Annotated in this window: 26 protein-coding genes and 1 tRNA gene; 12 read left to right on the top strand and 15 right to left on the bottom strand. The window is 60.7% G+C overall.

Going from position 1 to position 25,464, the window contains the following annotated elements; translation table 11 throughout:
* The first annotated feature begins 54 nt into the window (after positions 1–54).
* Positions 55–1,260 carry a DUF3084 domain-containing protein gene (locus tag SynMEDNS5_RS01525; protein WP_186583996.1) on the top strand — a complete coding sequence of 402 codons (1,206 nt, stop codon included), beginning with the start codon at positions 55–57 and terminating at the stop codon, positions 1,258–1,260.
* Complete coding sequence (locus SynMEDNS5_RS01520) at positions 1,257–1,697, top strand: resolvase (RefSeq protein ID WP_186583995.1); 441 nt, start codon at positions 1,257–1,259, stop codon at positions 1,695–1,697. The genes SynMEDNS5_RS01525 and SynMEDNS5_RS01520 overlap by 4 nt, the downstream gene beginning before the upstream one ends.
* Here the strand turns inward: SynMEDNS5_RS01520 and SynMEDNS5_RS01515 are convergent.
* From SynMEDNS5_RS01515 to psbH, 4 genes are read right to left on the bottom strand one after another with little or no spacing between them, the layout of a single operon-like run.
* Positions 1,675–1,932 (bottom strand): DUF3146 family protein, encoded by a 258-nt coding sequence (locus SynMEDNS5_RS01515; protein WP_186583994.1) that lies wholly within the window; start codon positions 1,930–1,932, stop codon positions 1,675–1,677. The two genes, SynMEDNS5_RS01520 and SynMEDNS5_RS01515, sit on opposite strands and share 23 nt — an antisense overlap.
* Positions 1,932–2,558: an aminoacyl-tRNA hydrolase gene (pth, locus tag SynMEDNS5_RS01510; RefSeq protein ID WP_186585778.1), complete on the bottom strand. Its 627-nt coding sequence runs from the start codon at positions 2,556–2,558 to the stop codon at positions 1,932–1,934. Before pth ends, SynMEDNS5_RS01515 begins: the two co-directional genes overlap by 1 nt.
* A gap of 5 nt (positions 2,559–2,563) precedes the next feature.
* Positions 2,564–2,809: a TatA/E family twin arginine-targeting protein translocase gene (locus tag SynMEDNS5_RS01505; RefSeq protein ID WP_186583993.1), complete on the bottom strand. Its 246-nt coding sequence runs from the start codon at positions 2,807–2,809 to the stop codon at positions 2,564–2,566.
* 35 nt (positions 2,810–2,844) lie between these two features.
* Positions 2,845–3,045, bottom strand: a complete 201-nt coding sequence (gene psbH / locus SynMEDNS5_RS01500) for a photosystem II reaction center phosphoprotein PsbH (RefSeq protein ID WP_006042330.1) — start codon at positions 3,043–3,045, stop codon at positions 2,845–2,847.
* A gap of 85 nt (positions 3,046–3,130) precedes the next feature.
* Here psbH and psbN point away from each other — a divergent pair, with 85 nt between their 5' ends.
* On the top strand, positions 3,131–3,271 hold the full coding sequence (gene psbN / locus SynMEDNS5_RS01495) for a photosystem II reaction center protein PsbN (protein ID WP_186583992.1): 141 nt from the start codon (positions 3,131–3,133) through the stop codon (positions 3,269–3,271).
* Here the strand turns inward: psbN and SynMEDNS5_RS01490 are convergent.
* A complete protein-coding gene (locus SynMEDNS5_RS01490; RefSeq protein ID WP_370593558.1) occupies positions 3,259–6,222 on the bottom strand; it encodes an alpha-mannosidase in 2,964 nt (987 codons plus the stop codon). The two genes, psbN and SynMEDNS5_RS01490, sit on opposite strands and share 13 nt — an antisense overlap.
* A 61-nt stretch (positions 6,223–6,283) precedes the next feature.
* On the opposite strand from SynMEDNS5_RS01490, the gene SynMEDNS5_RS01485 reads away from it, so the two are divergent.
* A complete protein-coding gene (locus SynMEDNS5_RS01485; RefSeq protein WP_006042333.1) occupies positions 6,284–6,403 on the top strand; it encodes a photosystem II reaction center protein I in 120 nt (39 codons plus the stop codon).
* A 108-nt stretch (positions 6,404–6,511) separates the two neighbouring features.
* Complete coding sequence (locus tag SynMEDNS5_RS01480) at positions 6,512–9,721, top strand: DUF3769 domain-containing protein (protein ID WP_186583990.1); 3,210 nt, start codon at positions 6,512–6,514, stop codon at positions 9,719–9,721.
* Positions 9,722–9,732: 11 nt separating this feature from the next.
* Here SynMEDNS5_RS01480 and SynMEDNS5_RS01475 read toward each other — a convergent pair whose 3' ends face one another.
* The 7 genes from SynMEDNS5_RS01475 to SynMEDNS5_RS01445 form a co-directional block, all read right to left on the bottom strand.
* Positions 9,733–10,203, bottom strand: coding sequence for a pentapeptide repeat-containing protein (locus SynMEDNS5_RS01475; protein ID WP_186583989.1), 471 nt, complete (start codon positions 10,201–10,203; stop codon positions 9,733–9,735).
* A gap of 52 nt (positions 10,204–10,255) precedes the next feature.
* Positions 10,256–10,870, bottom strand: coding sequence for a 3-isopropylmalate dehydratase small subunit 2 (locus SynMEDNS5_RS01470; protein WP_186583988.1), 615 nt, complete (start codon positions 10,868–10,870; stop codon positions 10,256–10,258).
* A complete protein-coding gene (gene leuC, locus SynMEDNS5_RS01465) occupies positions 10,863–12,284 on the bottom strand; it encodes a 3-isopropylmalate dehydratase large subunit (RefSeq protein WP_186583987.1) in 1,422 nt (473 codons plus the stop codon). Before leuC ends, SynMEDNS5_RS01470 begins: the two co-directional genes overlap by 8 nt.
* Before the next feature lie 6 nt (positions 12,285–12,290).
* Complete coding sequence (locus SynMEDNS5_RS01460; protein ID WP_186583986.1) at positions 12,291–13,616, bottom strand: competence/damage-inducible protein A; 1,326 nt, start codon at positions 13,614–13,616, stop codon at positions 12,291–12,293.
* Positions 13,609–14,754, bottom strand: coding sequence for an MraY family glycosyltransferase (locus SynMEDNS5_RS01455; RefSeq protein ID WP_186583985.1), 1,146 nt, complete (start codon positions 14,752–14,754; stop codon positions 13,609–13,611). Before SynMEDNS5_RS01455 ends, SynMEDNS5_RS01460 begins: the two co-directional genes overlap by 8 nt.
* A 90-nt stretch (positions 14,755–14,844) precedes the next feature.
* Positions 14,845–16,134: a serine hydroxymethyltransferase gene (glyA, locus tag SynMEDNS5_RS01450; protein WP_255440362.1), complete on the bottom strand. Its 1,290-nt coding sequence runs from the start codon at positions 16,132–16,134 to the stop codon at positions 14,845–14,847.
* 90 nt (positions 16,135–16,224) lie between these two features.
* A tRNA-Arg gene (locus SynMEDNS5_RS01445) sits at positions 16,225–16,298 on the bottom strand.
* A gap of 94 nt (positions 16,299–16,392) precedes the next feature.
* On the opposite strand from SynMEDNS5_RS01445, the gene SynMEDNS5_RS01440 reads away from it, so the two are divergent.
* From SynMEDNS5_RS01440 to SynMEDNS5_RS01430, 3 genes are read left to right on the top strand one after another with little or no spacing between them, the layout of a single operon-like run.
* Positions 16,393–16,647 (top strand): hypothetical protein, encoded by a 255-nt coding sequence (locus SynMEDNS5_RS01440; protein ID WP_186583984.1) that lies wholly within the window; start codon positions 16,393–16,395, stop codon positions 16,645–16,647.
* A gap of 52 nt (positions 16,648–16,699) precedes the next feature.
* Complete coding sequence (locus SynMEDNS5_RS01435) at positions 16,700–16,984, top strand: DUF3181 family protein (RefSeq protein ID WP_186583983.1); 285 nt, start codon at positions 16,700–16,702, stop codon at positions 16,982–16,984.
* A gap of 25 nt (positions 16,985–17,009) precedes the next feature.
* Positions 17,010–17,273 (top strand): cytochrome-c oxidase, encoded by a 264-nt coding sequence (locus SynMEDNS5_RS01430; protein WP_186585776.1) that lies wholly within the window; start codon positions 17,010–17,012, stop codon positions 17,271–17,273.
* Here SynMEDNS5_RS01430 and murJ read toward each other — a convergent pair.
* The gene (murJ, locus tag SynMEDNS5_RS01425) at positions 17,260–18,867 is read right to left on the bottom strand and encodes a murein biosynthesis integral membrane protein MurJ (RefSeq protein WP_186583982.1); all 1,608 of its coding nucleotides are present in this window, start codon (positions 18,865–18,867) and stop codon (positions 17,260–17,262) included. The genes SynMEDNS5_RS01430 and murJ overlap by 14 nt on opposite strands.
* Positions 18,868–18,943: 76 nt before the next feature.
* Here murJ and sfsA point away from each other — a divergent pair, with 76 nt between their 5' ends.
* The 4 genes from sfsA to SynMEDNS5_RS01405 all read left to right on the top strand — a co-directional run bounded on the left by sfsA (position 18,944) and on the right by SynMEDNS5_RS01405 (position 23,289).
* A complete protein-coding gene (gene sfsA, locus SynMEDNS5_RS01420; RefSeq protein ID WP_186583981.1) occupies positions 18,944–19,705 on the top strand; it encodes a DNA/RNA nuclease SfsA in 762 nt (253 codons plus the stop codon).
* A gap of 95 nt (positions 19,706–19,800) precedes the next feature.
* The gene (locus SynMEDNS5_RS01415; protein WP_186583980.1) at positions 19,801–21,270 is read left to right on the top strand and encodes an ammonium transporter; all 1,470 of its coding nucleotides are present in this window, start codon (positions 19,801–19,803) and stop codon (positions 21,268–21,270) included.
* 132 nt (positions 21,271–21,402) lie between these two features.
* Positions 21,403–22,602 carry a 4-hydroxy-3-methylbut-2-enyl diphosphate reductase gene (locus tag SynMEDNS5_RS01410; protein ID WP_186583979.1) on the top strand — a complete coding sequence of 400 codons (1,200 nt, stop codon included), beginning with the start codon at positions 21,403–21,405 and terminating at the stop codon, positions 22,600–22,602.
* Positions 22,603–22,662: 60 nt separating this feature from the next.
* The gene (locus SynMEDNS5_RS01405) at positions 22,663–23,289 is read left to right on the top strand and encodes a DUF1997 domain-containing protein (protein ID WP_186583978.1); all 627 of its coding nucleotides are present in this window, start codon (positions 22,663–22,665) and stop codon (positions 23,287–23,289) included.
* Between the two features lie 15 nt (positions 23,290–23,304).
* Here SynMEDNS5_RS01405 and SynMEDNS5_RS01400 read toward each other — a convergent pair whose 3' ends face one another.
* Together SynMEDNS5_RS01400 and purH are read right to left on the bottom strand one after the other, a co-directional pair.
* Positions 23,305–23,766 carry a DUF4079 domain-containing protein gene (locus tag SynMEDNS5_RS01400; protein ID WP_186583977.1) on the bottom strand — a complete coding sequence of 154 codons (462 nt, stop codon included), beginning with the start codon at positions 23,764–23,766 and terminating at the stop codon, positions 23,305–23,307.
* 69 nt (positions 23,767–23,835) lie between these two features.
* Positions 23,836–25,422: a bifunctional phosphoribosylaminoimidazolecarboxamide formyltransferase/IMP cyclohydrolase gene (gene purH / locus SynMEDNS5_RS01395; protein ID WP_186583976.1), complete on the bottom strand. Its 1,587-nt coding sequence runs from the start codon at positions 25,420–25,422 to the stop codon at positions 23,836–23,838.
* Positions 25,423–25,464: the final 42 nt, after the last annotated feature.

Below are 25,464 nucleotides of genomic sequence, written 5' to 3'. Positions count from 1 at the left end.
TCGGACGGGTGAAGATAGCGGCGTTTAACCTGCACGCCCTGCAATGAATTCACTGTGACCGGCTGGTTACTGCTGCTGTCATTGCTGGTCCTCGGAGGCGTGCTCTCGACCCTGGGGGATCGCCTCGGATCCAGGGTGGGCAAGGCTCGGCTGAGCCTCTTCGGCCTGCGTCCCCGTCAGACCGCGGTGGTGATCACGGTGCTCACCGGCAGTCTGATCAGCGTCCTCTCCCTGGGCCTGATGCTGCTCGTGAGTCGGCAGTTGCGCGTTGGCCTTTTTGAACTGAATGACCTCCAGGCCCGGCTGCGCACCAGCCGGGCGGACCTGGAGTCCAGCCGGTCGGCGCAGAGACAATCCAGACAACAACTCGAGACAGCGCGCAAGGATGAAATCGAAGCGCGCAGACGCCTTGAAGAAGCGCGCAAGCAAGCCAACGAGCTGAGAGAAACACTCAAACCCCTACAGGAGCAAACGCGCCGACTGGAAGCAGAACGACTGCGCCTGAGCCAGGACGTTCGCCAACGCGACGACGAAATCCGCAGAACCGACCGTGAGCTTGCCGCGGTGCGCAATCGCATCCGCTCCGGCGAAGCCGAGTTGAAACAGCTGGAAGGCAATCTTCTGGCCCTGCGCCGCGGCAATGTGGCCATCAGCAGTGGCCAGCCCCTCGCAACAGCCACCCTCAAGCTTGAACGTCCTGACCAGGCGCGCCAGGTGATCGACCAGGTGCTGAGAGAGGCCAATTTGCAGGCTTACCAGCAGGTTCTCCCAGGGCAAGCGCCCGATAAGCAGATCCTGTTGGTGCCCCGTCAGGACATCAAACGCCTGGAAGACGCCATCCGCAAACCAGGCACGTGGGTTGTGCTGCTGCGCTCGGCCGCCAACGTGCTGCAGGGAGAAACGGTTGTGTATGCCTTTCCTGAGGTCAGGCCGAACCTCACCATCACCCGCGATGGCGAGGTGCTTGCGGCGACCGCCCTGGCCAGCGGAGAAACATCCGCGGAACAGGTCCGCAACAGGCTGAACCTGCTACTGGCCTCAACGCTGGCGGAGATTCAACGGCGCGGATCCATCAGCAAAGGATTGCAATTCGACTCCCAGGCGCTGAACGCGCTTGGACAGACCCTGATCGATCGCAGCACCGGACGGGTTGAGCTGGAAGCGGTGGCACTCGGCGGCACTGAAACAGCCGACCCCGTGGCGATTGAGATTCGGCTTCAACGCAGCTTCAAGCCCACCCCTGCGGAGGACTCTCCTTGACCCGCATCGCCGCTCTGGATCCAGGCCGAAGCAAGTGCGGGCTCGTGCTCGTCGACACGGATTTGGAAGTCGTCCTTGAGGGCCAAGTCGTCCAAACAGGCTCCGTCTTGGAAACTCTGGAGCAGTGGCGCTCGCAGGCCCCTCTTGCTCGCATGGTGATGGGCAACGGCACAGCCAGTGAGCACTGGCGTGAGCAGCTACCGGCGGATCTGCAGGTCACCATTGTTGACGAACGCGGCACCACCCTTCTGGCAAGGAGTCGCTACTGGGAGCTCTGGCCTCCCAGAGGCTGGCGGCGACTGCTGCCTGAGGGACTACGCATCCCCCCCTGCGATCTCGATGCTGTTGCAGCACTGGTGACACTCGAATCTGCGCTCAACTGCCGTTTCCAATGGCCTGCGCCAGCCCCCCACATCAGAACTTGGCTCTCACCGTGAAGCTGTAATCCCCTCCAGCCTCCAGCCGGTAATCGGACCTCACCAAAAATCGCAGCAACGCATCCTGGATCAGGGCGCGTCCGAGCGAAGGCTCAACGCTGAGCTCACCGCGGTTGAAGAACCACTGAAACTCCCAGACAAAGCCACCGGCCTGAACCTCACCTTCCAAACACTGGTCGCTGAAACTCTGGCGATGCACCCTTAGATGTGCCGTGGTGACGGGCAATGGCGCCATCAACCCGACTCACTCTGAGCAGGGGCGAGATTCAGGGCATTGATGTGATTCCCTGCCCTCTCCAATCCCTGACGCTGGATTCGTTCCAGCCCGGCGAGAACTTCGTCTAACACCTCCTTCAGCAAAGGCTCTTCCTCACGGCTGAACTGCCCCAGCACATGGGACACGGTGCGAGCCCGCCGCTCCTCAGGCGAACGCCCCGGAGCGCCAATACCAATGCGAAGACGTGCGAACTCTTGGGTGCCGAGATGCTGAATCGTGCTTTTCAAGCCGTTGTGACCGCCGGCACTGCCTTGGGCCCGCAAGCGCAGGCGTCCCAGAGGCAGGTCCATGTCATCAACGAGGACGATGACCTGTCCCAAGCTCAAACCAAACCAGTCGAGGGTGGACCGGATCGATCGGCCGCTCTCATTCATGAAGGTCTTGGGCATCAACAGGCGCAAACGATCGGGGCCGGCGCCGATATCCGCAAGATCACCCTGGAGCTTGGCCATGGCTCTGAACCGTGCATGTTCCCGCGCAGCAAGCTGCTCAAGAACCATGAACCCCACGTTGTGACGGGTCGAGGCGTAACGGTCACCCGGATTGCCAAGACCCACCACCAATCGGAGGTCGCCGGAGTTGATCACGATCAGTCAGCGCTGGCGCCTTTCGACGGCGTGGTGTCCGTCGTGGGCTCAGAAGCCTCAGGAAGCACCTCAGGCTCAGCCATGGCTTTGTTGATTTCCCGCTCAAATTCCTTGGAAGCGGATTGAAACCCCTTCAAGGTCTTGCCCAGGGTGCGGCCGAGCTCAGGAAGGCGCTTCGGACCGAACACAAGCAATGCAACGGCGCCAATGACGGCCATCTCAGGAAGGCCGATTCCAAACACGTTCATGAGCCTCGCCCAAAAGGGGGATGAGCCGGCAGAAATCAGCCAGCCCCATTCCAGTTGACGTTGATCCCTTCAAGGATCAGGGACTGGTTATAAAGCTGCAGGATGACGAGCAAGAAAACCAGGAACAGCACCATGAAAATTCCCATCACTGGGGTGGTTCCCCAGCCAGGCACAACCTTGCCGTACTCAGAATTAAGGGGACGGAGCAGATCGCCCAGACGAGTGCGTTGAGCCATAACGGCGCTTGGGTCTCGGGTGTAGTTCAGTCCAGATACTCTAGGGGTCCCGGCCCGGAAGAGGCCGATCCTGTCGAGAGATGTGATGGAAAGTTCTTCGCCGGCCATGTCCGTTGCGATCGCCGTTCTGGCTGCCTTGCTTGGTCTCACCGGTTTCGGTGTGTACACAGCCTTCGGTCCGCCCTCAAAACGCCTCGACGACCCCTTCGACGATCACGAGGACTGACGGACCAACCGAACTTCCCTGAGTTCACCGGGCCTCAATTGGATGCTGGTCTCCCCCGTTGGCATCGCCCAGACACCATCGAGGTGCCAACACAAGCGCTGGGCGCCGGGGTTCAGCAGCTGAATCACCAACGCCGAGTCTGCTGTTGAGGGCTTGATGGCCAAGGGGATCACGCCATCGGGGACAGCGGGAAGCCCCTGCCAAAGGGCCTGTAGGCCCACAGGGCCATGCCACCCCGGCTCTCGGAATCGAATGGCCGCCTGAGGCACACCGTTGCGCATCCATCCCTCGGCCAGCGGCATCAATGCCACACGCTGCCGATGCCAGCCGGCATCGGCCGAGGGGTCCGGCCAGGTTGGACCTCTGAGCAAGGACACCCCGAGGTGATCTGACCCTGCATCAGCACCCTGAGGTCCATTGAGCAACAGCGCCAGCCCACCTCCTGGAGCGGCAGAAACGCTGGCCAACCAGGAGATCACAGGCACCTCCCATCGCGCTCTCTCCATGGGTGTGCGCGGCACGGCAGGTCGCTCGATCACACCACCGCTGGTGTCGGAGGCCCAGCGCACCGCAGGGCTCAGCAGGGGACACTCAAGGCGCAAGACCTCATGGGACTGGCGCCACTGAACACTGAGGCGCAGCTCCACGAGGGGAGAGTCAGCACAGAGCAGCACATCCAGTCGAAGTGCACTAACTCCGAACTGCCCGCGCAGCGTGACGCGGGCCACCAAGGGGCCAGAGTCCTGCAGCTCCACCTGCCAGCGCTCTGGCATGGGCAACGGATGCTTCCGGTACTCAGCGGCAAGATCCCAGGCATCCCAGAACTCACCGTGATCGCGGTAGCGGTTCAGGCGCAGCGGTGCCGCCAGACAGTCGCAACCCCCAGCATCCCGCAGACCGACCAGTCCCCGGGGCCCAACGTCGATGGAGAGTTGTGCGTTAGATAGCCTCCAACCTCCGCTTTCAAGGGCTGTGACCCGAACGGGGTCGCGCACAGCCTCGACGCTCTGACAAGGCTCGGAACGATGGTCAGAGCGCTCGAGCGGCACCGCACTCACTCCATCGACGAGAGGCAGCTGCACCCAGACACCGCCGGCAGCTGCCGCCTGAACCGGCAGCCCCCGACCGGCGCTGGACCATTGCCCTCGCGGAAGCCGTACCAGCGGCGACCAGCGCGGCAGGGGCTGCAGCGCACACCAGGCCCAGCGCCCAGGGGCGAAGCTTTCATCGCCATGGTCCGATGAGTCCCCAGAGAGGAGATGCTTCAGACCTGCATCACGGGCAGCCGCAGCCGCGCGACGGGCGGCGCGCCACTGCGGTTCGGCATGATCAAACACCTCTGGGATGGCCGTGCCGGGAAGAATGTCATGGAACTGATGAAAGAGCAGGACCGACCAGGCCCAGTCCTGCCCCTCCCGGCCCAGCAGTGCTGCCACGAGATCGGCTTCCCGCAGCAGTCGCTCCAGGGTTCGGTTGTGGCGTTTCTGATCAGGGCGAGAGGTGGCACAACCCCGATGCAGCTCGAGATAGAGCTCATCACGCCAAACCGGTAATTCCGTGCGCAGAGGCTCCAGGTGCTGCAGAAAGCCACGCACGGTGCCGCCTTCACGGGCCGGAGACTGAGGATGGTCTTGCCAGAGCTGCAGCTGCTCCAGCATCTCGGCCGTCGGGCCACCTCCGTGATCTCCCACACCGGGAAGCCACAACGCCCGGTCGATGCCAGTGCTCTGTTGAAACGCGAGCTGCTCAGCCCCCATCGCCACGGGGTCGGCATCGGTGCCAATCCCAGGAAGCATCAAGGCCATCACCTCGGCGGAGCCGCGGCCTCGCCAGCGGAACAACCTGTGGGGGAATGGATTCGTCGCGTTCCAAGCCAGTTTGTGGGTGCAGAACCAGTGCACGCCGGTGGCGTTGGCGACCGCAGGAAGCCCGGCGCCAAATCCGAAGCTGTCAGGCAGCCAGGCCAGGTCATGCCTCCATTCAGGGAAGTGCTGGCGACTGAATTGTTGGCCGCTGTCGAACTGCCTCCACAGGGAGGCTGTGCTGATCAGAACGCAGTCGGTTTCGACCCAGGGGCCATTGATGGGCTCCCAGCGCCCCTTACGACTGGCCTCCTGAATGCGGGCAAAGAGCGCAGGCCGATGCTGGGCCATCCAGGCATAAAGAGCCGGCGTGGAATGGGCGAAATGCAGATCCGGCCAGCGCTCCATCAACGCCAGGGCCGAACGGAACGTGCGCTCGGCCGCTTGCCAGGTGTCGGCCACTGGCCAGAGCCAGGCCAGATCAAGGTGGGCATGGCCAACCCAATGCAAGACACCATTGGCGGGAGCCTGCTCTGCCAGATGGGCCTGCACCAAGGCGACAGCCCGGTCTGAACTGGGCTCACAGTCGAGCCACGACTCAGGGATTGGAGGATGGCTGAGCTGCAGAAGATCCAACGCCTCCGGCAGGAGGCAACCGTCAGGGTCCACTTGGGGATCACACGGCTCCCTCACCAACTGGCTGCTGATCAGAGCGCCATCGTCATGGCATGGGCTGCGCAGCTCAAGCCGAACCCGCAGTCCTGAACTGCTGCGCCAACGCTCCGGCAGAACCCAACGGCAGCGGGTATCGAACAGGTCACCGCTGTGGACCAGCACATCATCAACCCAGACCCGGACCTCATCCGCCCACCAACTGAGCACAAGACGCTCCTGCTGATGTGAGCTTTGAAGCCAGTGCGACGGCCAGCGGATCACCTGCTCAATGTTCAGCCATACGCCACCTCTGGGCCAGATCAACAACCCCCGCTCAGCCCAGTCAGGTCGGTGGACTGCCCCCCAGGGTTCCGTCAGCACAGGCCGTTGCTCATGATCACCGCAGCGGTGCCACCTGGGCAGTAGATCCAGGCGACTGCGACACCGAAACGTTTCAATCCACGCCAATCGCCGGGGCTGCAGAGGGTCCTGCATCGTGAACTCACATCCTTGACCCATAAGATGATGACGCTGTCCATGACGCCGGTCGGTCTCCATGCTCGCCCTCAAGATCTCCGTTTACTCGGTCGTCTTCTTTTTCCTCGGGATCTTCGTGTTCGGCTTCCTCGCGAGCGATCCCAGCCGCACACCGAGCCGTAAGGACCTCGAAGATTGACCACCACTCGCTGAAGTTCCATCGGTCGGGTCCACGCCGATCACTGGTCATCCAACGGCTTGTAATGCTCCTGCCCATGGGAGGATCGCCGGCCACTGCTGAGCGGGTTTGCCAGCCTTCCGGGCGCCAATCACCATCACGGGTCTGCTGGCCATCGCTTCGGCTCTGATCGTTCCTGTTGGAGCGGCGGAGGGGGAAGAGTTAGTGGATTTCGGCATCGTTCCTGAGTCCAACGCCGAGGTACTCGTCGAAGAGACCCCTGAGGATGATCCAGATCCGTCGGCCACATCCAGTGATCAGCAGGACCTACAGCCACAAGCGATTCAACCTCCGGCTGAACTGCTTCTGCGGTCGAACAGCCAGTCGTTCGACGCCCGCCGCAACCTGTTTATCGCAACAGGCGATGTGCAGGCCACCCTCAACGGTGGGGTGCTTCAAGCCGACCGCATCGAATTCGACGCTGAGTTCAACACGCTCTTTGCACGCGGAAGTGTGCGCTTTCGCAGGGGGGCCCAGTACTTCCAAGCCAGCACCCTGCGCTTAAGCCTGATCCAAGGCAGCGGAGAAATGGAAGACGTGTACGGCGTCTTGGATCTGGACACAGCAGCCGTTGATTTCAATCCCTTCCCCTCCGCAGGCAATGCCGACCGAGGGCAAACACGTCAGCCCTCAGATACACCCGAGCGAAGGCTCCCCGTGCTGGAAAGCAGTGGGCTTGGATTTCCAACTGCTCTCGACATCGACCTTGGGGCCAGCACCGCAGAGCGACTGAGTCCGCAAGGGGATGACAGCACATTCTGGGATTTGGAGCTTCCCCTCTCTCCGGAATGGCTGGTGCCTGAGGTTGCGCCCCGTCAAGCTTCTGATGATCAGGTCGGTATGGCGTGTCCGCCAGATCTTCCCCCGATTCCCAATTGGCATCCCCATCCCTGGGCGATCACCGCCTGGGGCGGGCAGATGATCGATTCCAATTTCGGCGACACCTTTCTGTTCAACGGACGCCTGCGTCCGGAGTACCTGCTGGGCGTGAGCATGCAGAAGCGCATCTGGCGCGCTGGCCCGCTGGCGATCGAACTGGAAGCGGATCTCTTTGGCCACCAGGCTTACCAACAGCAAGGAGGCCCCTTCAACCAGAGCGTCCCCAATGCCGACACCCCCGATCAAGCTTTCGCCGAGGGCATCATTGGCATCGGAGCTCGCCTCTGGCTTCAACCTTGGCTGAGCTTCGGCTTTGTGGAAGGCATCAGTTACAACTCCGCAGTTAGCAACTACGAACGCACCTATCGAGAGAACTTCGCCCAGCTCCTCAATTACCTCGCCTTTGAACTGGAGGCAGCCGTCTCTCCAGAGCTTTCCCTGGTTGGACGCATCCACCACCGATCCGGTGCTTTCGGCACCTACAGCGGCGTAAAGGAAGGAAGTAACGCTTACCTAATCGGCGTCCGTTACCGCTGGGGCCAGGACAAGCCCGAAGCCATCTCACCGCAGGCACCACCGCCCTTGGGCTGCCCTGACCCAGTACGCAGCGCGCGTGTCTCCCCCCAGCCCCTGAACGAGCAACTCGAAGACATCACGCTCGGCAACCCCATGCGCCCAGCGCCGTCGACCTCAGCCAACGCACCCTCCACCCCAGTCCTCTCCCAAACACAAAATTCCAAGCTGTCTCTCTGGGAACAGGAACGTCTGCGAACACAAGCGATCGCCGCTATCGATCAGCGCATCAGCAGCATTCAGCTGCAGCAGCGTCTCGTATTTGAACGCAACCGTGGATCCGCCAATGCTCGAAATAATGAAGTGCTCGCAGCCAATCGCTACGGCGGAGTGAGACCCGCCCAGCTGAACAAAAAAGGACGAACCCAGTTCATCACAGGAGAAATCAGCCGCTGGCGCATTCAGGCTGCCAGGGTCCGTCTCACTCCAGATGGGTGGAGCGCCGATCGCATGGCCTTCACCAACGACCCCTTCACCCCGGCGCAGACACGCATTGATGCCGAAAACGTGGTGGCAACAGAAGAAGATAATGGCGACATCTTGATCAAGAGTGAACGCAATCGCTTGATCGTTGAAGAGCGTTTGCCGATTCCTGTATCTCGAACACAGAGAATCCAGAAACAGGAAGAGGTGGAGAACCGTTGGGTTTTCGGAATCGACAATGAAGACCGCAGCGGCTTCTTCGTCGGTCGAAACCTGCGACCAATTGAGTTCTCTAATGATGTCGTCTTAGACATCCAGCCTCAATTCTTGCTCCAGCGCGCCATCAATGGTGACAACAACAGCTATGTGGCGCCTGGATCATCCATCGATAGCGAAGAGGTCACCCAAGACAACACCGTCGGTGACCTCTTCGGTCTAGAGGCGGAGCTCAACGCAAAGATTTTGGGATTGTCGACCAACATTGAGGCCGAAATCAGCACCTTCAATCCCCGCAACTTCAGCAACGGAAGTCGTTTCTGGGGTACAGCGAAGCGCACTGTTCCATTGCCATGGATCGGCGACGTGAACGCTCGCGTTTTTGGGGCTTACCGCTATCGAACCTGGAACGGATCACTTGGTGAGACGGATGTCTACAGCGCACTCGGTGCCTTCGCTGAGCAGAAAGGTGATTGGCGTTGGGGGAAGCTGAGCAACGACTACATCTGGCGCTTTGGGGTTGGCAACTATCAGGCAGAGAGCTTCACCAGCACCAACCTGATCGACACCCTGCGGGCCAACTTCTACGGCTCGCTCAACAGCAGCTACCAACTTTGGCGTGGGAAGCCTGCATCGCTAACCCCTGAAGCGGCCTACCGCTACAGCCCTGTGGCGATTGTTCCTGGCTTGGAGCTGCGTTCCAATGTGAACACCTCGCTGGCAGCATTCGGCGACGGCAACCGCCAGAACACCATCAGCCTTACTGGAGGACCAACGCTCACCCTTGGCACTTTCAGCAAGCCCTTCCTCGATTACACCCAACTGTCTGTTGTTGGCGGAGGAACGTTGAAGCAGGGATCCAGTCCTTTTGAATTCGATCAAGCCATCGATCTCGGCACCCTTGGATTTGGCCTAACGCAGCAGATCGCAGGCCCCCTAATTCTGAATGCAGGCGTTGCTCTCAACATCGATCCAGCCTCGGAGTTCTACGGCGATGTGATCAATTCGAACATCGAACTGCGTTGGCAGCGACGCAGTTATGACCTCGGCTTCTACTACAACCCCTATGAGGGCATCGGTGGATTCCGCTTCCGCCTCAACGACTTCAACTTCACCGGAACGGGCCGACCTTTCATTCCCTATTCGTCAGACCCTCTCCCCAACCCCCTCGACAGTCGCCCCTTCTAAAGCGCTGCAGATCAGTCGGGACCGCCGCCATAGATCAGATGACTCCCCGTGAGGTCGGCCCCGGCAAAACGCATGCCATCCGTTCGCACATTCGGGGCATAGGCATTGATCACAACCGCATCGCGCAAGTCGGCACGTCGCAGGTCTGTGTCTGTGAGGTCGGCATTGCTGAGCCGTGCTCCGCGCAGATCAGCTCCATCGAGCCGAGCACCGCTGAGGTCGGCCCCTTCGAGATTGGCCTGCCGAAGATCCACTCCCCGTAGATCAGCGTCGCGCAGATCCGCACCAATCAGATGCTCACCCTGAAGGCTCAGCCCACGCAGATCGCATCCGGTGCAGGCTCCAAGCTGAAGCAATCGCTCCTGCGGCGTTCCATAGGGAACAACCTTGATGGATTGCGGCGTTCCCGCCTGGAGAGCCAAGGGTGTCAGCAGCGCTGTGAACAATGCAGCTGCCCATGAATAAAACCTGGGATTCACCATGACCTGAGCCCCTCTGTCTCATTCATAGACAATCCTGGAGCCGGCTGCCGCGTCAGAACCCGCGAAGGTAAGGAAGGTTCTCCATGGTGCGTGTGAGTTCGGCATCTCGTGCCACCAACTGGCTTGTGGCATCCCACTGACCACTGCGCAACATGTCGAGAGCACCCGAGGCCACCTGGATCGACTCGGAGACGGAACCGGCTGAAAAAGTAAGACCGTTGAGATCAAGCAGCCAGTTCACTGAAGGATCCACGGCCACAGCATCCTGAAGAAGGCTGATCTGCTGCGACGAGGCGGTGGCACAGGGAATCCCGAGCGCAAGGCAGTTGCCATAAAAGATCTCAGCAAAGTTCACACCCACCAGAGCCCTGATCCCCCAGCGCATCAGCGCCTGGGGAGCATGCTCACGGCTTGACCCGCAGCCGAAATTGTCATTGACCACCAGGATCGAGGCCCCGGCGTGCACGGACTGATCAAAGGGATGGCGACCGGCCAGCTCCTGGCGATCATCCGCAAAGGCCTGTGCTCCGAGAGCCTCGAAACTGACGCATTTGAGGAAGCGGGCGGGAATGATCCGATCGGTGTCGATGTCATCGCCGCGCAGCACGAGTGCGCGCCCCCTCACCATCGGGATTGGACCTTGCGGGAAAGGAGTGGTCTCAGTCATCGGAAGTCATGCAGTTCAGCTGCCGCACATCACGAACCTGACCTGTGATGGCGGCGGCAGCAACCATCGCGGGACTCATCAGCAGCGTTCGGCCGCTGGCCGAACCCTGCCGGCCCTTGAAATTGCGATTGCTTGAGCTGGCGCTGATCTGACGCCCCTCCAGCCGATCAGGATTCATGGCTAAACACATGGAACAGCCAGGTTCCCGCCATTCAAATCCGGCCTCGCGGAACACGGCATCGAGACCCTCGGCCTCCGCAGCCCGGGCCACTTGTTCAGATCCAGGCACAACAAAAGCCCGGATGCCCGAGGCCACATGATGTCCCCTGGCCACCGCAGCCGCAGCCTGCAAATCACTGAGCCGTCCATTGGTGCAACTGCCGATGAAGCACACATCCACAGGCACCCCTGCGATCGCCTGTCCGGGCGCCAGATCCATATAGCGATAAGCCTCCTCCGCGATGGGACGATCGGCAGGGTCAAGCTGCTCGGGCGTGGGCACGGTCTCATCAACACCGATTCCCTGACCGGGTGTGATGCCCCAGGTCACCGTGGGAGCGATGGTGGCGGCATCAAAGCGCACCTCATCGTCGAAGCGGGCATCAGCACCGGAGGCCAGAGATCGCCACCAGCTCACCGCCCGGTCCCAGGCCTCTGCCGAAGGCGCCTCAGCACGCCCGTGGAGATAGTCGAAGGTGGTCTGATCAGGGTTCACGTAACCGCAGCGCGCACCCCCTTCAATCGCCATGTTGCAGAGGGTCATGCGCTCTTCCATCGACAGCGCCTCGATGGCTGGACCCGCGAATTCATAGGCATGTCCCACCCCCGCCTTCACACCCAGGGAGCGAATCACGTGCAGGATCAAATCCTTGGCGAACACCCCAGGGGTGAGCGTGTTCTCCACCCAGATCCGACGCACCTTGAGCTTGTTCATCGCCAGGCTCTGGCTGGCGAGGACGTCGCGCACCTGACTGGTCCCGATCCCGAAGGCGATGGCCCCGAAGGCCCCATGCGTGGACGTGTGCGAGTCACCACAGGCCACTGTCATTCCGGGCTGCGTGAGACCGAGCTCCGGCGCAATCACATGCACGATTCCCTGGCGACCACTGCCAAGACCATGCAAGGTGATGCCGTGGTTGGCACAGTTTCGCTCCAGTGTGCTCAGCATCTCCTCTGCGAGTGGATCCGCAAACGGCCTGGCCTGACTGGTGGTTGGAACAATGTGATCCACCGTGGCCACGGTGCGCTGAGGACAGCGCACAGCAAGTCCCTTGTCTTCCAGGGCCGCGAAGGCCTGAGGACTGGTCACCTCATGAATCAGGTGCAGGCCGATGAACAACTGAGTGGATCCACCAGGAAGATCAGCGACGCGATGCAGATCCCAAACCTTGTCGTAAAGGGTCCCGCTGCTCATTCCAGGTCAGCCTTGAACATTCAACCCTAACGGCTTGTCGACAGACTCACTTCCCCGCCCCGACTCGATGGCCATCAAGCGCAACCGCAGGCGGTTCAGCGCCTCCCCAGCACTCACCAACCGGATCCAGTCCCGTCCTCGGGATGAGCCAAGCCGGATGGGGTGACTCTCACAACCGTCCGGTCCTGCCACAGCGATATGCACCAGCCCGACTGGTTTCTGATCGCTACCACCTCCCGGACCGGCAATTCCCGTGAGTGCGAGGGCCCAATCGCTGCCTGTCAGCCGTCGCACCCCCTCAGCCATCGCCTGGGCGACCGGGTCACTGACAGCGCCGACTTCTTCCAGGAGGGAGGAGGGAACACCCAGCAACTCACACTTCACTGCATTGGCATAGGCGATCACGCCGCCGAGCAGGACCTCCGAAGAACCAGGGACTGCGGTGAGCTCGGAGCCCAGCCCACCACCCGTGCAGGATTCCGCCACAGCCAGGGTCTCCCCACGCACGCGCAGGTGCTTCAGCACCACCGAAGCAAGTGAATCATCATCGGCACCGAAACAGAGATCGCCTGTTCGATCCCGGAGATCTCGTTCGGTCTCATCCACGAGCTCACGGGCTTCAGGCTCCGAAGCCGCGCAGGCGGTGATGCGCAGCTTCACCTCGCCGCGGCCGGCGTAGGGAGCCACGGTGGGGTTGGCCTGATCCAGCAGATCACTGACCTGTTCGGCCAGGGTTGATTCGCCGATTCCCCAGAAGCGAAGCAACCTGCTGACAAACACGCCACTGGAGAGTCCCGACTGGTTGAACCAAGGAGCCGCGGTGGCTTGCCACATGGCACGCATCTCACTGGGAACGCCCGGGAAGGTGAGCACCGTGAAGTCTTCGGTGGGTGACCAGATCATCCCCGGCGCCGTTCCGGTGGGATTGGGAAGCAACGTCGCGCCGACAGGCAGGAGGGCCTGCCGCCGGGTCTCCGGGCTGGGCTCCCTTCCACGGCTGCGTGACTTGGCCGTGATGTCAGCCCAGACATCGGCCCGCTCCTCGAGGGGAGTCGCGAAGGCCGCAGCAATCGCTTCGGTGGTGAGGTCATCGGGGGTCGGGCCCAAACCACCTGTGGTGATCAACACCCTGGAACGACAGGAAATCTCCCGCACCTGAGCGATCAAACGATCCCGGTTGTCTCCTACAACGATTTGCCGGAAGTGAGGCAGACCCAGAGCAGCCAGCTCCTCGGCAAGCCAGCGTGCATTGCCGTTCACGATATTTCCGAGCAAAAGCTCCGTGCCGATGCAGAGAATCTCCACGCCAGCACGGCTTGCACCGTCAGCCATGGTGATCGCAGGAGCAAGATTGCCGGTTCCCCGGAAGCGCATCCTCTGCCGCCGCTTCCTGAGCCAGCTCTGCCTGTTTCTGCTTCTGCATCACCACCACCGTGCCAACGAGGATGGCCGTCGCCAGACCTAACCAGAGAAAGCGCATTTCCACATTGGCCACCACCATGGCCAAGGCCGCAAGCCACTGGGTGAACACATAGATCAGCAGCACGGTGCGACGGTGGCTGAACCCCGCTCTCAGAAGCCGGTGATGCAGATGGCGACGGTCCGGATAGAAAGGGGAATGTCCGGAACTCAAGCGCCCCATGATCACGGCCGACATGTCGGCCAGGGGCAAAGAAAGAATGAGCAAAGGCAGCAGCAAACTCACCGTGGTGAGACCCTTCGCTGGGCCAACGATGCTGATGGCAGCGAGGCTGAAGCCGAGGAAGTATGACCCCCCATCACCCATAAAAATCCGAGCAGGATTGAAGTTGTGCCGGAGGAAACCAAGACAACTTCCAGCCAACGCTGCCGCCAGGAACGCAGCAGCGACCTGATGCAGAGAGAAACTCACGGACACCAGTCCGATGGCCGCGATCCCAGCAACTCCGGCCGCCAGGCCATCGAGTCCATCGAGCCAATTGATCGCGTTGGTGATGCCCACAAGCCAGATCACAGTGGCGATCAGGCTCACCAAGCCCGGAAGCACAACAGCGTCAGCGGTGCTGGATGCCCAAGGCAAGTCAATGGCGCCGATCCTCACGCCCTGGGACCAGACCACCATGGCAACCGCCACCTGGCCCGCCAGACGAGGCCATGGAGAGAGAGAAAAGAGATCATCGGCCAAGCCGATGATGAAGAAACACAGAGACCCCGCAAGCGTGGTCCAGATCAGCTGATCCCGCGCGGGGGTGAGCATGCCGAAACCACCGGCCAACCACGTGAGACCGAGCGCGACACTGAACCCGAGCACCATGGCCACACCACCGAGCCGGACCATCGGCACGCTGTGCTGCTTGCGGGAGTCAGGAGCATCGGTGAAGCCGTGGCGAAGGCCAAGCCGGCGCACCAGCGGCACGGTCACCATGGTGACCAAGGCCGCCGCCAGGAAAATCACAACAGCGACTGCGAGAGGAGTGCTCGCGATGGTCACGCAAAACTCCGGAGAGGGCGGCCCGAAAAGGGGCTTGTCACACCCAATCTAGGCAGACCTGAATTGGGAATCCAGGCCTGCTTGGACCAGTCAGACAAGCGCCGGCTCAGTCGACGTTGCGTAAAGGGGAAAACGACGACAGAGACTCGCCACACGCTCCAGGCAACGCGATTGAATCGCATCGTCCTCAGGATTCAGCAAGCGATCAGCGATCACCTCAGCCACCTCAGCGAACGCATCTGCATCGAAGCCTCGGGTGGTGAGAGCAGCGGTCCCTAAACGCAGCCCGCTGGTCACGAACGGAGATTCTGGATCGAAGGGGACCGTGTTCTTGTTGGCGGTGATGTGCACGTCGCTCACCAGGAGATCAGCCACCTTGCCGGTTATACCGATGCTGCGCAGATCAAGCAGCACCACGTGGTTATCAGTGCCTCCGCTCACCACATCGATGCCGCGGGCCATCAATCGGTCGGCTAGGGCTTGGGCATTGGCCACCACCTGCTGGCTGTAGGCCTTGAAAGAAGGTCGGAGCGCCTCGCCAAAGGCCACAGCCTTGGCCGCAATCACATGCTCCAGAGGCCCGCCTTGGGTACCGGGGAAGACGGCTTTGTCGAACTTCTTGGCAAAATCAGCATCCCTGCAAAGGATCAGACCACCGCGGGGACCGCGCAGGGTTTTGTGCGTTGTGGTGGTCACCACATCGCAATGGGGAACAGGACTGGGATGGACGCCGGCTGCCACCAGGCCTGCGATATGGGCCATATCGGCCAGCAGGTAGGCGCCAACTTCATCGGCAATCGAACGAAAAGCCGCAAAATCAATGATTCGGGGATAAGCCGAATACCCACAAATGATCAGCTTGGGCTTGTGCTCGAGGGCCAGCTGACGGATCGCTTCCATATCCAACCGCTGGGTCTCTCGATCAACCCCGTACTGGACAACGTTGAACCATTTGCCACTCACATTCACCGGTGAACCATGGGTCAAGTGCCCGCCATGGGACAGGTCCAGACCCATGATCGTGTCGCCCGGCTGAAGCAGGGCCAGGAAGACAGCAAAGTTGGCCTGGGCGCCACTGTGAGGCTGAACGTTGGCCCAAGCTGCACCGAAAAGCTCCTTGGCCCGCTCAATCGCCAGTTCCTCGATGGCATCGACGTGCTCACAACCGCCGTAGTAACGCTTGTGCGGCAGGCCTTCCGCGTACTTGTTGGTCAATACGGATCCCTGAGCGGCCATCACGGCGCTCGATGCAAAGTTCTCCGACGCGATCAGCTCAAGATGGGTTTCCTGGCGGTCGCGCTCCTGATCGATCAGGCGGGCAATCGCAGGGTCGGAGTCTGCCAGTGGTGCATTGATCGGAGCGGTTTCGAAATCCACCATGCATTGCCTCGATGCGTTGATTGGATGGTAGGCAACGGTCAACAGAAGAAGTGCTGAACCAAAAAAAAACTGCCCGAAGGCAGTTAACAGCGCGCCTGGAGAGATTCGAACTCCCGACCCTCTGATCCGTAGTCAGATGCTCTAATCCGCTGAGCTACAAGCGCTGGCGTCCCACTATCTGACCCCACGAAGGGGCCCTTCGTCAACTGAGGCACATCCCCACGCCAGAATCATTTCCATTCCTTTCGGTTTCCCTCCATGCCGATCCGCTGGTACGGACCTGCTGACCCCACTGATCCCACTTACCGGCACTTCAACCGGGTTGTGAATCTCACGCTTCACGGCATGGTGTTCGCTGCCGTGAACAGCGGGCTCTGGTTTCTGCAAGAGATGCGCCATCCCTGGAGCCATCTCAATGTTCTGACTGGACTTTGGCTGGTAGGACTGGCTGTGCATCTCACGTTGGTGCTGAAACTTCGTCCACAGCTGGATACAGACAACCCGGCGACGTGAAGCCATCATGCGACTGTCTAACTGCTTGCAATAACCACTGCCTGCCCTAACCATGGATGCCGCTGATCTGCATGATCTGACCTCGGCCATCGGCGATCGTCTGTACCTGCAGGTCTCCGGTTGGCACCTGTACCTGAAAGATGCGGGCCTGGCCGAGGCCCTCGCGATCGAATGCAGCGCACTCGTCGACCAGGGAGCGGAGATCGCCGCTCGCCAGGCTGTCGAACGTGTCCAGGTTCCGATCGGAGGCGGGAGCAGTCGGCTGCCCTTAGCGAGGCTGTTGCCGTCCTCGCAACTTTCCGACCTCGAACAGATTCTTGAGGACCACTGCCGATAAGGTTGCTCCCGATCTGGGAACGCGCGTGCTGATCATTGAAGTCACCAACGCACGTGAAGTGGTGCGTCAGCGCATTGGCCGCCTTGGAGAGCGCCTGATCGGCAAGGTCGTGGACCCCGAAGCGCAGGTGGAGAAGGCCCTGATTCAGGAACTTGACACTGCCTTCCGTGAATTCGGAATTGAAGCCAGGATCGTTTCGGTGCAGGGTCCGCAGCTCGTAGGCCGGCAACAGCTCGAGTTACCGATTCAAGTGCGCGACGACAGAACCGTGACCCTCAGCGACGACTGAAGCGCCGCGCAATCCCCTGATTGATCTCAACGACTTCAGCGATCCCGAGCGCCTGCCCGCACAACGCAAACAGAACCCCGCCGAAGCCTCCGGAGAGAGCCACCTGGAGCCCACGGCCGATCAGATCAGAAGGCCATTGCACCGTTGTGCTGAGCCCCCAGGCAGCACAACCTGCCAGCGCTGCCGCTGCGGTAAGTCGCAGGGCGTCAAACCCCCAGCTGCGCAGAGGCAGGCCTGCCAAGCGTTGCTGGAGCACAAGAAGCAGCGCCAGACAGGTGAGGGCATTGATCAACACCGTGGCCAGCACCAGCCCAGGCGCCCCGAAATCAAAGGGCAGCTGAGGTCCCCAGGGGGAGGGCCCCCCAACCAAGGCCCAGTCGAACAGCACATTCAGACCGATACCGGCCAACGACAGTCGAAAGGGAGTTGTGCCGTCCCCGAGGGCGTAGAACACCCGCACGAGCACATCGCGGCCGAGATAGGCCGGCATGCCAATTCCGTAAGCCATCAACAGCCCGGTGACCAATTGCGCCGCCTGTGCATCAAAGGCACCGCGCTCGTAGACGAGAGCAACGATCGGAGCAGCCAACGCCAGAAACAAAGCGCCCAACGGCAGCATCGAGGCGGTGGAGAGCATCAGGCCCTGACGGATCCTGGCGATGAGCTGAGGGCGGTCCTCTGGAGCCGTGAGCCGGGAGAACGTGGGCAGAAGCGGAACCAACAGAGCATTGGAAATCAGTCCAAGCGGCGTCTGCACCAGAAGATTGGCGTAACCAAGTCCTGCAGCTGCGCCGAGGATCCCCGATGCGAAGAACAGATCGGTAAACACATTGATCTGAAGCATTCCGGAGGACAGGGTGGCGGGACCCATCACCTGCCAGACCTCCTGCACGCCAGGGTGACGAAAGTCCCAGGACAACTGGAACCGGGCCAGTCGCTGCCGAATCAAGGCCGGCAATTGCAACAACCACTGCAAGATGGCTCCAGAGAGCGTGGCCAGGGCCAGCACCACCCCTCCCCAGAGGGCATGTTCAGGCAGGGCGATGGCGGAACCAAGCTGCCACCAGAGCAAGCCGACACCGAGAATCAGCGCCAGGCTCGACATCAGCGGCGAAATCGCTGGAATCCAGAATTCATCGGCGGCATTGAGCGACCCAAATCCCAGACCGATCAGACCGGCGAGCAGGGCCATCGGGGCCATCACCTGCAACTGCGCGACAGCGATGCGATGCAGCTCGGGCGGCAGGCCTGGCCCAACCAGGGTGATCAATGGACCGGCAGCCATCACCAGCACCAGGGTGACCGCCAGCAGCAGAGCACTCACCGTGGTGTTCAGGGTGGCCAGGATGTGGGCGCCTTCATCTCTGGGCCTGCGGCTGAGCACACTCACCATGGCGCTGTGAAAGGGCCCGTTGATGCCCCCCAGAAGAATGAGCAGAAAACCGGGAAGCACATAGGCGTAGTTGTAAGCGTCGTAGGCAGCGCCTACGCCGAACGCTGCCGCGATCACCAACTGCCGGACAAGGCCGCCGAATTTGCTGACAAGGGTCCCAACGGTGACCACCAGGGCAATGCGCTTGAGAGATCTCGCCATCAGCGCTGCCAGCCGCCACTACTGCTCCAATTCTCGGTTGATTTCCAGGCACCATGGCTAGAACCTGCCCGCCCCCATGACCGGCACCCCTCTCCTCTCATTCGAACCGCTGACGGAGGGGATATTGATCAAGCGCTACAAGCGTTTTCTGGCAGACATCGAGCTGGAGGATGGATCGTGCGTGACCGCTCACTGCGCCAACACCGGACCGATGACCGGCGTGTTGATTCCTGGCCAGCGGGTGCGTCTACGCCACGCCCCTTCCCCAACCCGCAAGCTGGCCTGGACCTGGGAGCAGGCCGAAGTACTCGGTGCTGATGGGAATCCTTGTTGGGTTGGGATTAACACCGCTTTACCCAACCGGCTGATCAGGGCAGCGATTGAGGCCGGCCACCTAGAGGACCAGCTGGGTCCGATCGCTGAAATCCGAGCTGAGGTGGCCTACGGCGAGCACCGCCGCAGCCGCATCGATCTGTTGCTGACACCGGAGGCCAACGCTGAGGATCCGAGGCCGATCTATTTAGAGGTCAAAAACACCACCTGGAGCGATGGGCTCTTGGCCCTGTTCCCAGACACCATCACCGAACGCGGCCAAAAGCACCTGCAGGAACTGATGCATGTGCTGCCTGAAGCTCGAGGTGTGTTGGTGCCATGCATCAGCAGACCGGATGTCACAGCTTTTGCACCAGGTGACAGCGCTGATCCGCGCTACGGAGAGCTCTTCCGTCAAGCACTTTCGGAAGGGGTGGAAGTTGTCCCCAGCGCATTCCAATTTGAAAAAGACAAGATTCTCTGGCGAGGCAAACGCGCCATCCAAGAGAGGCAATCGGCAGTTTAGTAACAACTGCTACTTGCCAGGTGTCCATCGATGTACATCTTAGGTCTGCGAGACGGTCTTCACGACAGTCCGATCTGCAGTTCCGCTTTCTTTTCATGACAACTGCTTTGAACTCTCCATCAGGGAGGCGAAAAGCTCTCCAGGAGGCAAGCCTGCTGGAGGGGCCAATGCTCCTTTTACGAAGCATCCGCGGCTTCCGCACAAACCGCTCGCTCACGTGGCTTGCATGTGTGCCTGTAGCCCTCTTGGGACTCGGCCTCTTCAACTTGTCGGCCCACGCTGCTGAACTCCCCGATCTCAACGCAGCGTTCCTCGCCAACAACCTTTGGTTGCTGATCGCCACCATTCTGGTGATCTTTATGAACGCCGGCTTCGCCATGGTGGAAGCCGGGATGTGTCGCCAGAAGAACGCAGTCAACATTCTCGCCAAAAACCTCTTTGTGTTCGCCCTTGCGGTGACTGCCTACTGGTTCATCGGCTTCTCGCTGATGTACGGCAGCGCTTTCTGGGAGGGAATTCTTTACTACGGCAAAGGCGGCGCTTTTGGTCTGTTCTTTGATCCCACGGTGACGCCTGAGATGGTCACGAATGGAGATCTTGTTCCATCCGTTGATTTCCTCTTTCAGGCTGCTTTCGCAGGAACTGCTGCAACCATCGTTTCCGGACTGGTTGCTGAACGGGTCAAGTTCGGTGAATTCGTGATCTTTGCGCTGGTCCTTACCGCTTTCATCTACCCGATTTCCGGCTCCTGGCAGTGGAATGGTGATGGCTGGCTCGCTAAATTGGGTTTCATCGACTTTGCCGGTTCCTCAATCGTTCACTCCGTGGGCGCCTGGGCAGGCCTAGTTGGCGCCATGCTGCTTGGACCCCGTATCGGCAAGTACGTGAATGGCAGAACTCAAGCCATTCCCGGCCACAACATGGCGATCGCCACACTCGGTGCCTTGATCCTCTGGATCGGCTGGTATGGCTTCAACCCCGGCTCTGTGCTGGGTATGGACCAAACGGTTGCTTACGTGGCCGTGACGACCACCCTTGCCGCAGCTGGTGGAGCCATTGGCGCCACCGTGGTTTCCACCATGACCTCCGGCAAACCTGACCTCACCATGATCATCAACGGCATCCTTGCCGGCCTGGTGAGCATCACCGCGGGTTGCGGAAATATGACCATGGTTGGCTCCTGGGTGGCAGGTTTGATCGGCGGCATCATCGTGGTGTTCTCGGTCGCAGCCCTCGACAACGCAGGTATCGATGATCCTGTGGGCGCCTTCTCAGTTCATGGCGTATGCGGTATTTGGGGAACCCTGGTGGTTGGCCTATGGGGTGTTGATGGTGCAACCGGCATCGGCCTTTTCAACAGTGGAAGCTTCTCCCAGCTCGGCATCCAAGCTGTTGGCTGCGCGGCTTACGCCATCTGGCCACTGGTGACCTGCTGGATTGCTTGGAGCATCATCGGTGCACTGTTCGGGGGCATTCGTGTCAGCGAAGAAGAAGAGACCATGGGTCTTGACATCGGTGAGCACGGCATGGAGGCCTATCCCGACTTCGCTTCCTCTGGGAACTGATTTCCGGTTTCAAAGATCCAAAGCCTCGGCCCTGAAGCCGGGGCTTTTTTTTGGACCGGTTCGTTCCATCTCGAGAGGGGGGAGTCAAGCCTGACCCGCAGCCCATAGAGTCATCGCATCGTCGTCGCGACCATGGATACCCACGCCTTCAAGCGCTCCCTGCACCATTCCGACCGCTACAACCGCCGAGGGTTCGGACGTGCTGAAGAGGTGGCCGGAAGCCTGGAGCAGGCCTACCAAAGCAGCCTGATTGGATCCATTCGTGACAACGGGTACCGCTTGAACCATGGTCGGCTTCAAGTGCGCCTCGCCAAGGACTTCGGCTTCTGCTGGGGCGTGGAGCGCGCTGTTGCCATGGCCTATGAAACCCGGAAGCACTACCCCAGTGAGCGCTTGTGGATCACCAATGAGATCATTCACAACCCTTCAGTCAACGACCACCTCCGTGAGATGAACGTTCAGTTCATCCCCGTTGAGCAAGGCGTGAAGGACTTCTCCGGTGTCACCTCTGGAGATGTCGTGATTCTTCCCGCTTTTGGCGCGACGGTTCAGGAGATGCAGCTGCTCAATGAACGGGGATGCCACATCGTTGACACCACCTGCCCCTGGGTCTCCAAGGTTTGGAACACCGTGGAGAAGCACAAGAAACAGACGTTCACCTCAATCATTCACGGCAAGGTGAAGCATGAGGAGACCCTGGCCACCAGCTCCTTCGCTGGAACCTACCTCGTGGTTCTTGACCTTGAGGAAGCGCAGATCGTCGCGGATTACATCCTGGGCAAAGGAGACCGGAGCAGCTTCATGGCTCGCTTTTCCAAAGCATGCTCCCCGGGCTTCGATCCGGATCAGGATCTTGAAAAACTCGGCGTTGCCAATCAGACCACCATGCTCAAACGGGAAACCGAAGAGATCGGTCGCCTATTTGAACGCACCATGCTCAGCAAATTCGGCCCAATGCAACTCAATGAGCATTTCCTGGCGTTTAACACCATCTGCGATGCCACCCAGGAACGCCAGGACGCGATGTTTTCCCTTGTGGATGAACCCCTCGACCTGATGGTGGTGATCGGCGGCTACAACTCCTCCAACACCACACATCTCCAGGAAATCGCCATCAACCGCGGCATCCGCTCCTTCCATATCGACACACCAGAGCGCATCAGTGCCGATAACAGCATCGAACACAAACCTCTCGGCCAAGAGCTCATCCGCGAACAGAACTTCCTGCCGGGAGGATCCGTCTCGGTGGGCATCACATCCGGCGCCTCGACCCCGGATCGTGTTGTGGAACACGTGATCCAGCAATTAATCAGTCTCAGCGAGAGGAACTGAAGACCAGCTCGCTTTACATTGGTTCATCTTGGGGATCACCCCTGCCAGGGACGCTCATCCGTGCTGCTCTTGTCGAGACCACCAGCCGATTCCCTCCGCACCTGCCATGGCAAGGATCCACAGGTGCGCTGTTATCGCAGCCACTTCAGTGACTGCATGGAGATGCGCGCCAGTTCAGCTGTGGTAGCCAGCTATCTCGATCGACACGACGATTGGTTCCGCCGTTGCGCCGCACCGATGGAGGCACAGGCTCTTGACGCCCAGGCTTATGTCATGACCCTTGGGCGGTTCGGGAATTTCGGCTTCGAGGTGGAGCCAACCATCGCCTTGCGCCTGCTGCCTGGCCATGAGGGCAGCTATGCCATTGAAACGGTGACGCTGCCAGCGGTGGATCCCGCATTGGCCGCGCTCTACGACGTTGATTTTCAGGCTGGTCTCACCCTGATCAACGACGTTGACCGGGGCCTTCCTGCGACCTGCGTGCGCTGGGAGCTGGATCTCAGCATCTGGATCTCACTTCCGAAAGTGATCACCATGCTCCCCGATGGCCTGGTGCAATCCAGCGGTGATCGACTGCTGCGTCAGATCGTGAGGCAGATTTCACGGCGGCTCACCTGGAAAGTGCAGGAAGACTTCCATGGAAGCCATGGGCTTGCCTGCCCGCCACGACGACGGGCCACCTTCTAATCGCCTCGCGAGCCGTCAGCGACTCGACCAGATCTTGTTGACGATTTCCATTCCACTGACCGCCTGCCAGAGGAAGAGGGTCATCATCCCCATATTGAGACCGACATGGGCCTTGCGGGCGATCACATTGCCTTGCTGCATGAACGGTGACAGGGACGCCGCCACCGCGATCATGGCCGTCATGGCCAGTCCGGCCAGGAGGTGAGGGCCCATGAACAGCTTGTCGTTGTTCAGATAGGTGACCGCCATGCCACCGATGCTGCCGAGAACGATCAGCCCTAGCAGCAGCCCACCCCAGCGGAAATGACGCTGAGCGAACTTTCCAGGGATCAAAGCCTTGCGCTGTTCAGGCGTTCCCGTGCGGGTCTTCTTGGCTTTAATCCCCAGATACATCGCATAGGCAGACGCCAAAAGCAGCACCCACATCATCAGTGGGTGAACGAAACTCAGGGCGAAAGGCAGCGCGGCAAGCGTCATCACAAGTCATCGCGTGGGAGCTTTCGCGAGGCTAGGACTCCGAGGTCATCAGAAGCGACACCCACGAACTCAATGCAGGAAGTGCCGCCGCCCCGTGAGCAGCATCGCCAGCCCGAGTTCATCACATGCCTTGATGGAATCCTCGTCACGCTTGCTGCCTCCCGGATGAATCACAGCCGTGATGCCGTGCTGCGCCGCCAATCGCACCGTGTCATCGAATGGGAAGAAGCCATCACTGGCGAGGACGGCGCCGCGAGCTCGATCCCCTGCCGCCTCGAGGGCAATCCGGGCTGACCCCACCCGGTTCATCTGCCCCGCACCGATTCCGAGGCTCTGACCCTCTTTGGCCACGACGATGGCATTGGAGCGGACATGACGGACCAACTGCCAGGCAAAGCACAGGTCATCGCTCTCAGCCTGACTGGGAGCCCGCTCAGTGGCCACGGTCCACGCATCCATTGCAACCGGATGGTCATCCAGATCCTGGACGAGCAGACCACCCAAAATGCTGCGCAGATGGTCATGCCCGGCAGCATCGATCGCAGTGGATGGGAGCTCCAACACTCTGAGATTGCCCTTCGACGCGAGAATCTCCCGGGCCTCGGGCGCATACTCCGGCGCCACCACACACTCCAGGAAAAGACTGGTGAGTTCACGGGCAGCGGGGGCATCCACGCGACCGTTGACCGCCACAATGCCCCCGAAGGCGCTGACACGATCGCCGTCCAGGGCTCGGGTCAGGGCGGCCGCTTCTCGATCGGCGACCGCCACACCGCAGGGGTTGGTGTGTTTCACCACAACAGCCGCCGGCCGCACAGCCGGGTGGCTCCCACTCTGGCCATAGCCGAACTCCCGCACCGTGGCGAGCGCTGCTTCGAGATCGAGAAGGTTATTGGTGCTCAGCTCCTTCCCCTGCAACTGAATGGCGCCTCCCCACCCAGCCTTGGGTGTGCTGTACCAGGCTGCGCTTTGGTGAGGGTTCTCGCCGTAACGCAGCCGCTGGCGCAGGGGCAGGGCTTCCAGCCAAGGGAGTGGAGATGCTGATGGGTCGTCGGCAGGCTGCAACTCTGGCCTGCTCTGCATCCAGCGCGTAATCGCAGCGTCGTAAGCCGCGGTGTGAGCAAAGGCCTCCAGGGCCAGCCGCCGCCGCAGCGCAGAACTCACGGTCCCCCCCGATTCAGCCAGGTCCTGGAGAAAGCGGTCGTATTGGTCTGGATCGGTCAGCACAGCCACGTGTTCATGGTTCTTGGCTGCGGAGCGCACCATCGTGGGCCCTCCAATGTCGATGTTCTCGATCGCCCGCTCCCAGCTCACAGCGGGATCGGCGACGGTCTCTCGGAAGGGATAAAGATTGACCACCACCACATCAATCGGCGTGATCTGCTGAGCCTGCAGATCCGCTTCATGCTCTGGATCACCGCGACGAGCCAGGATTCCGCCATGAATGCGGGGATGGAGCGTCTTCACACGACCACCCAGGATCTCCGGGGCACCGGTGTGATCGGCCACAGGCGTGACCGGTAGACCGGCCTCCTGCAACACCTTGGCCGTACCGCCACTGGAAAGAAGCTGGTACCCGTGACGCTCAAGCAGGGTCTTGGCCAGTGGCACCAGACCACTCTTGTCAGACACACTCAGCAGCGCTGTGGGGGCCATGGCAGCAGGACAGAGGAGACACCTTTCGCCAACCTACGCAGC

Source organism: Synechococcus sp. MEDNS5 (genome assembly GCF_014279875.1).
Lineage (GTDB): Bacteria > Cyanobacteriota > Cyanobacteriia > PCC-6307 > Cyanobiaceae > Synechococcus_C.
The sequence above is the reverse complement of the archived record's forward strand: the minus strand, read 5'-3'. Positions and strand labels throughout refer to the sequence as shown.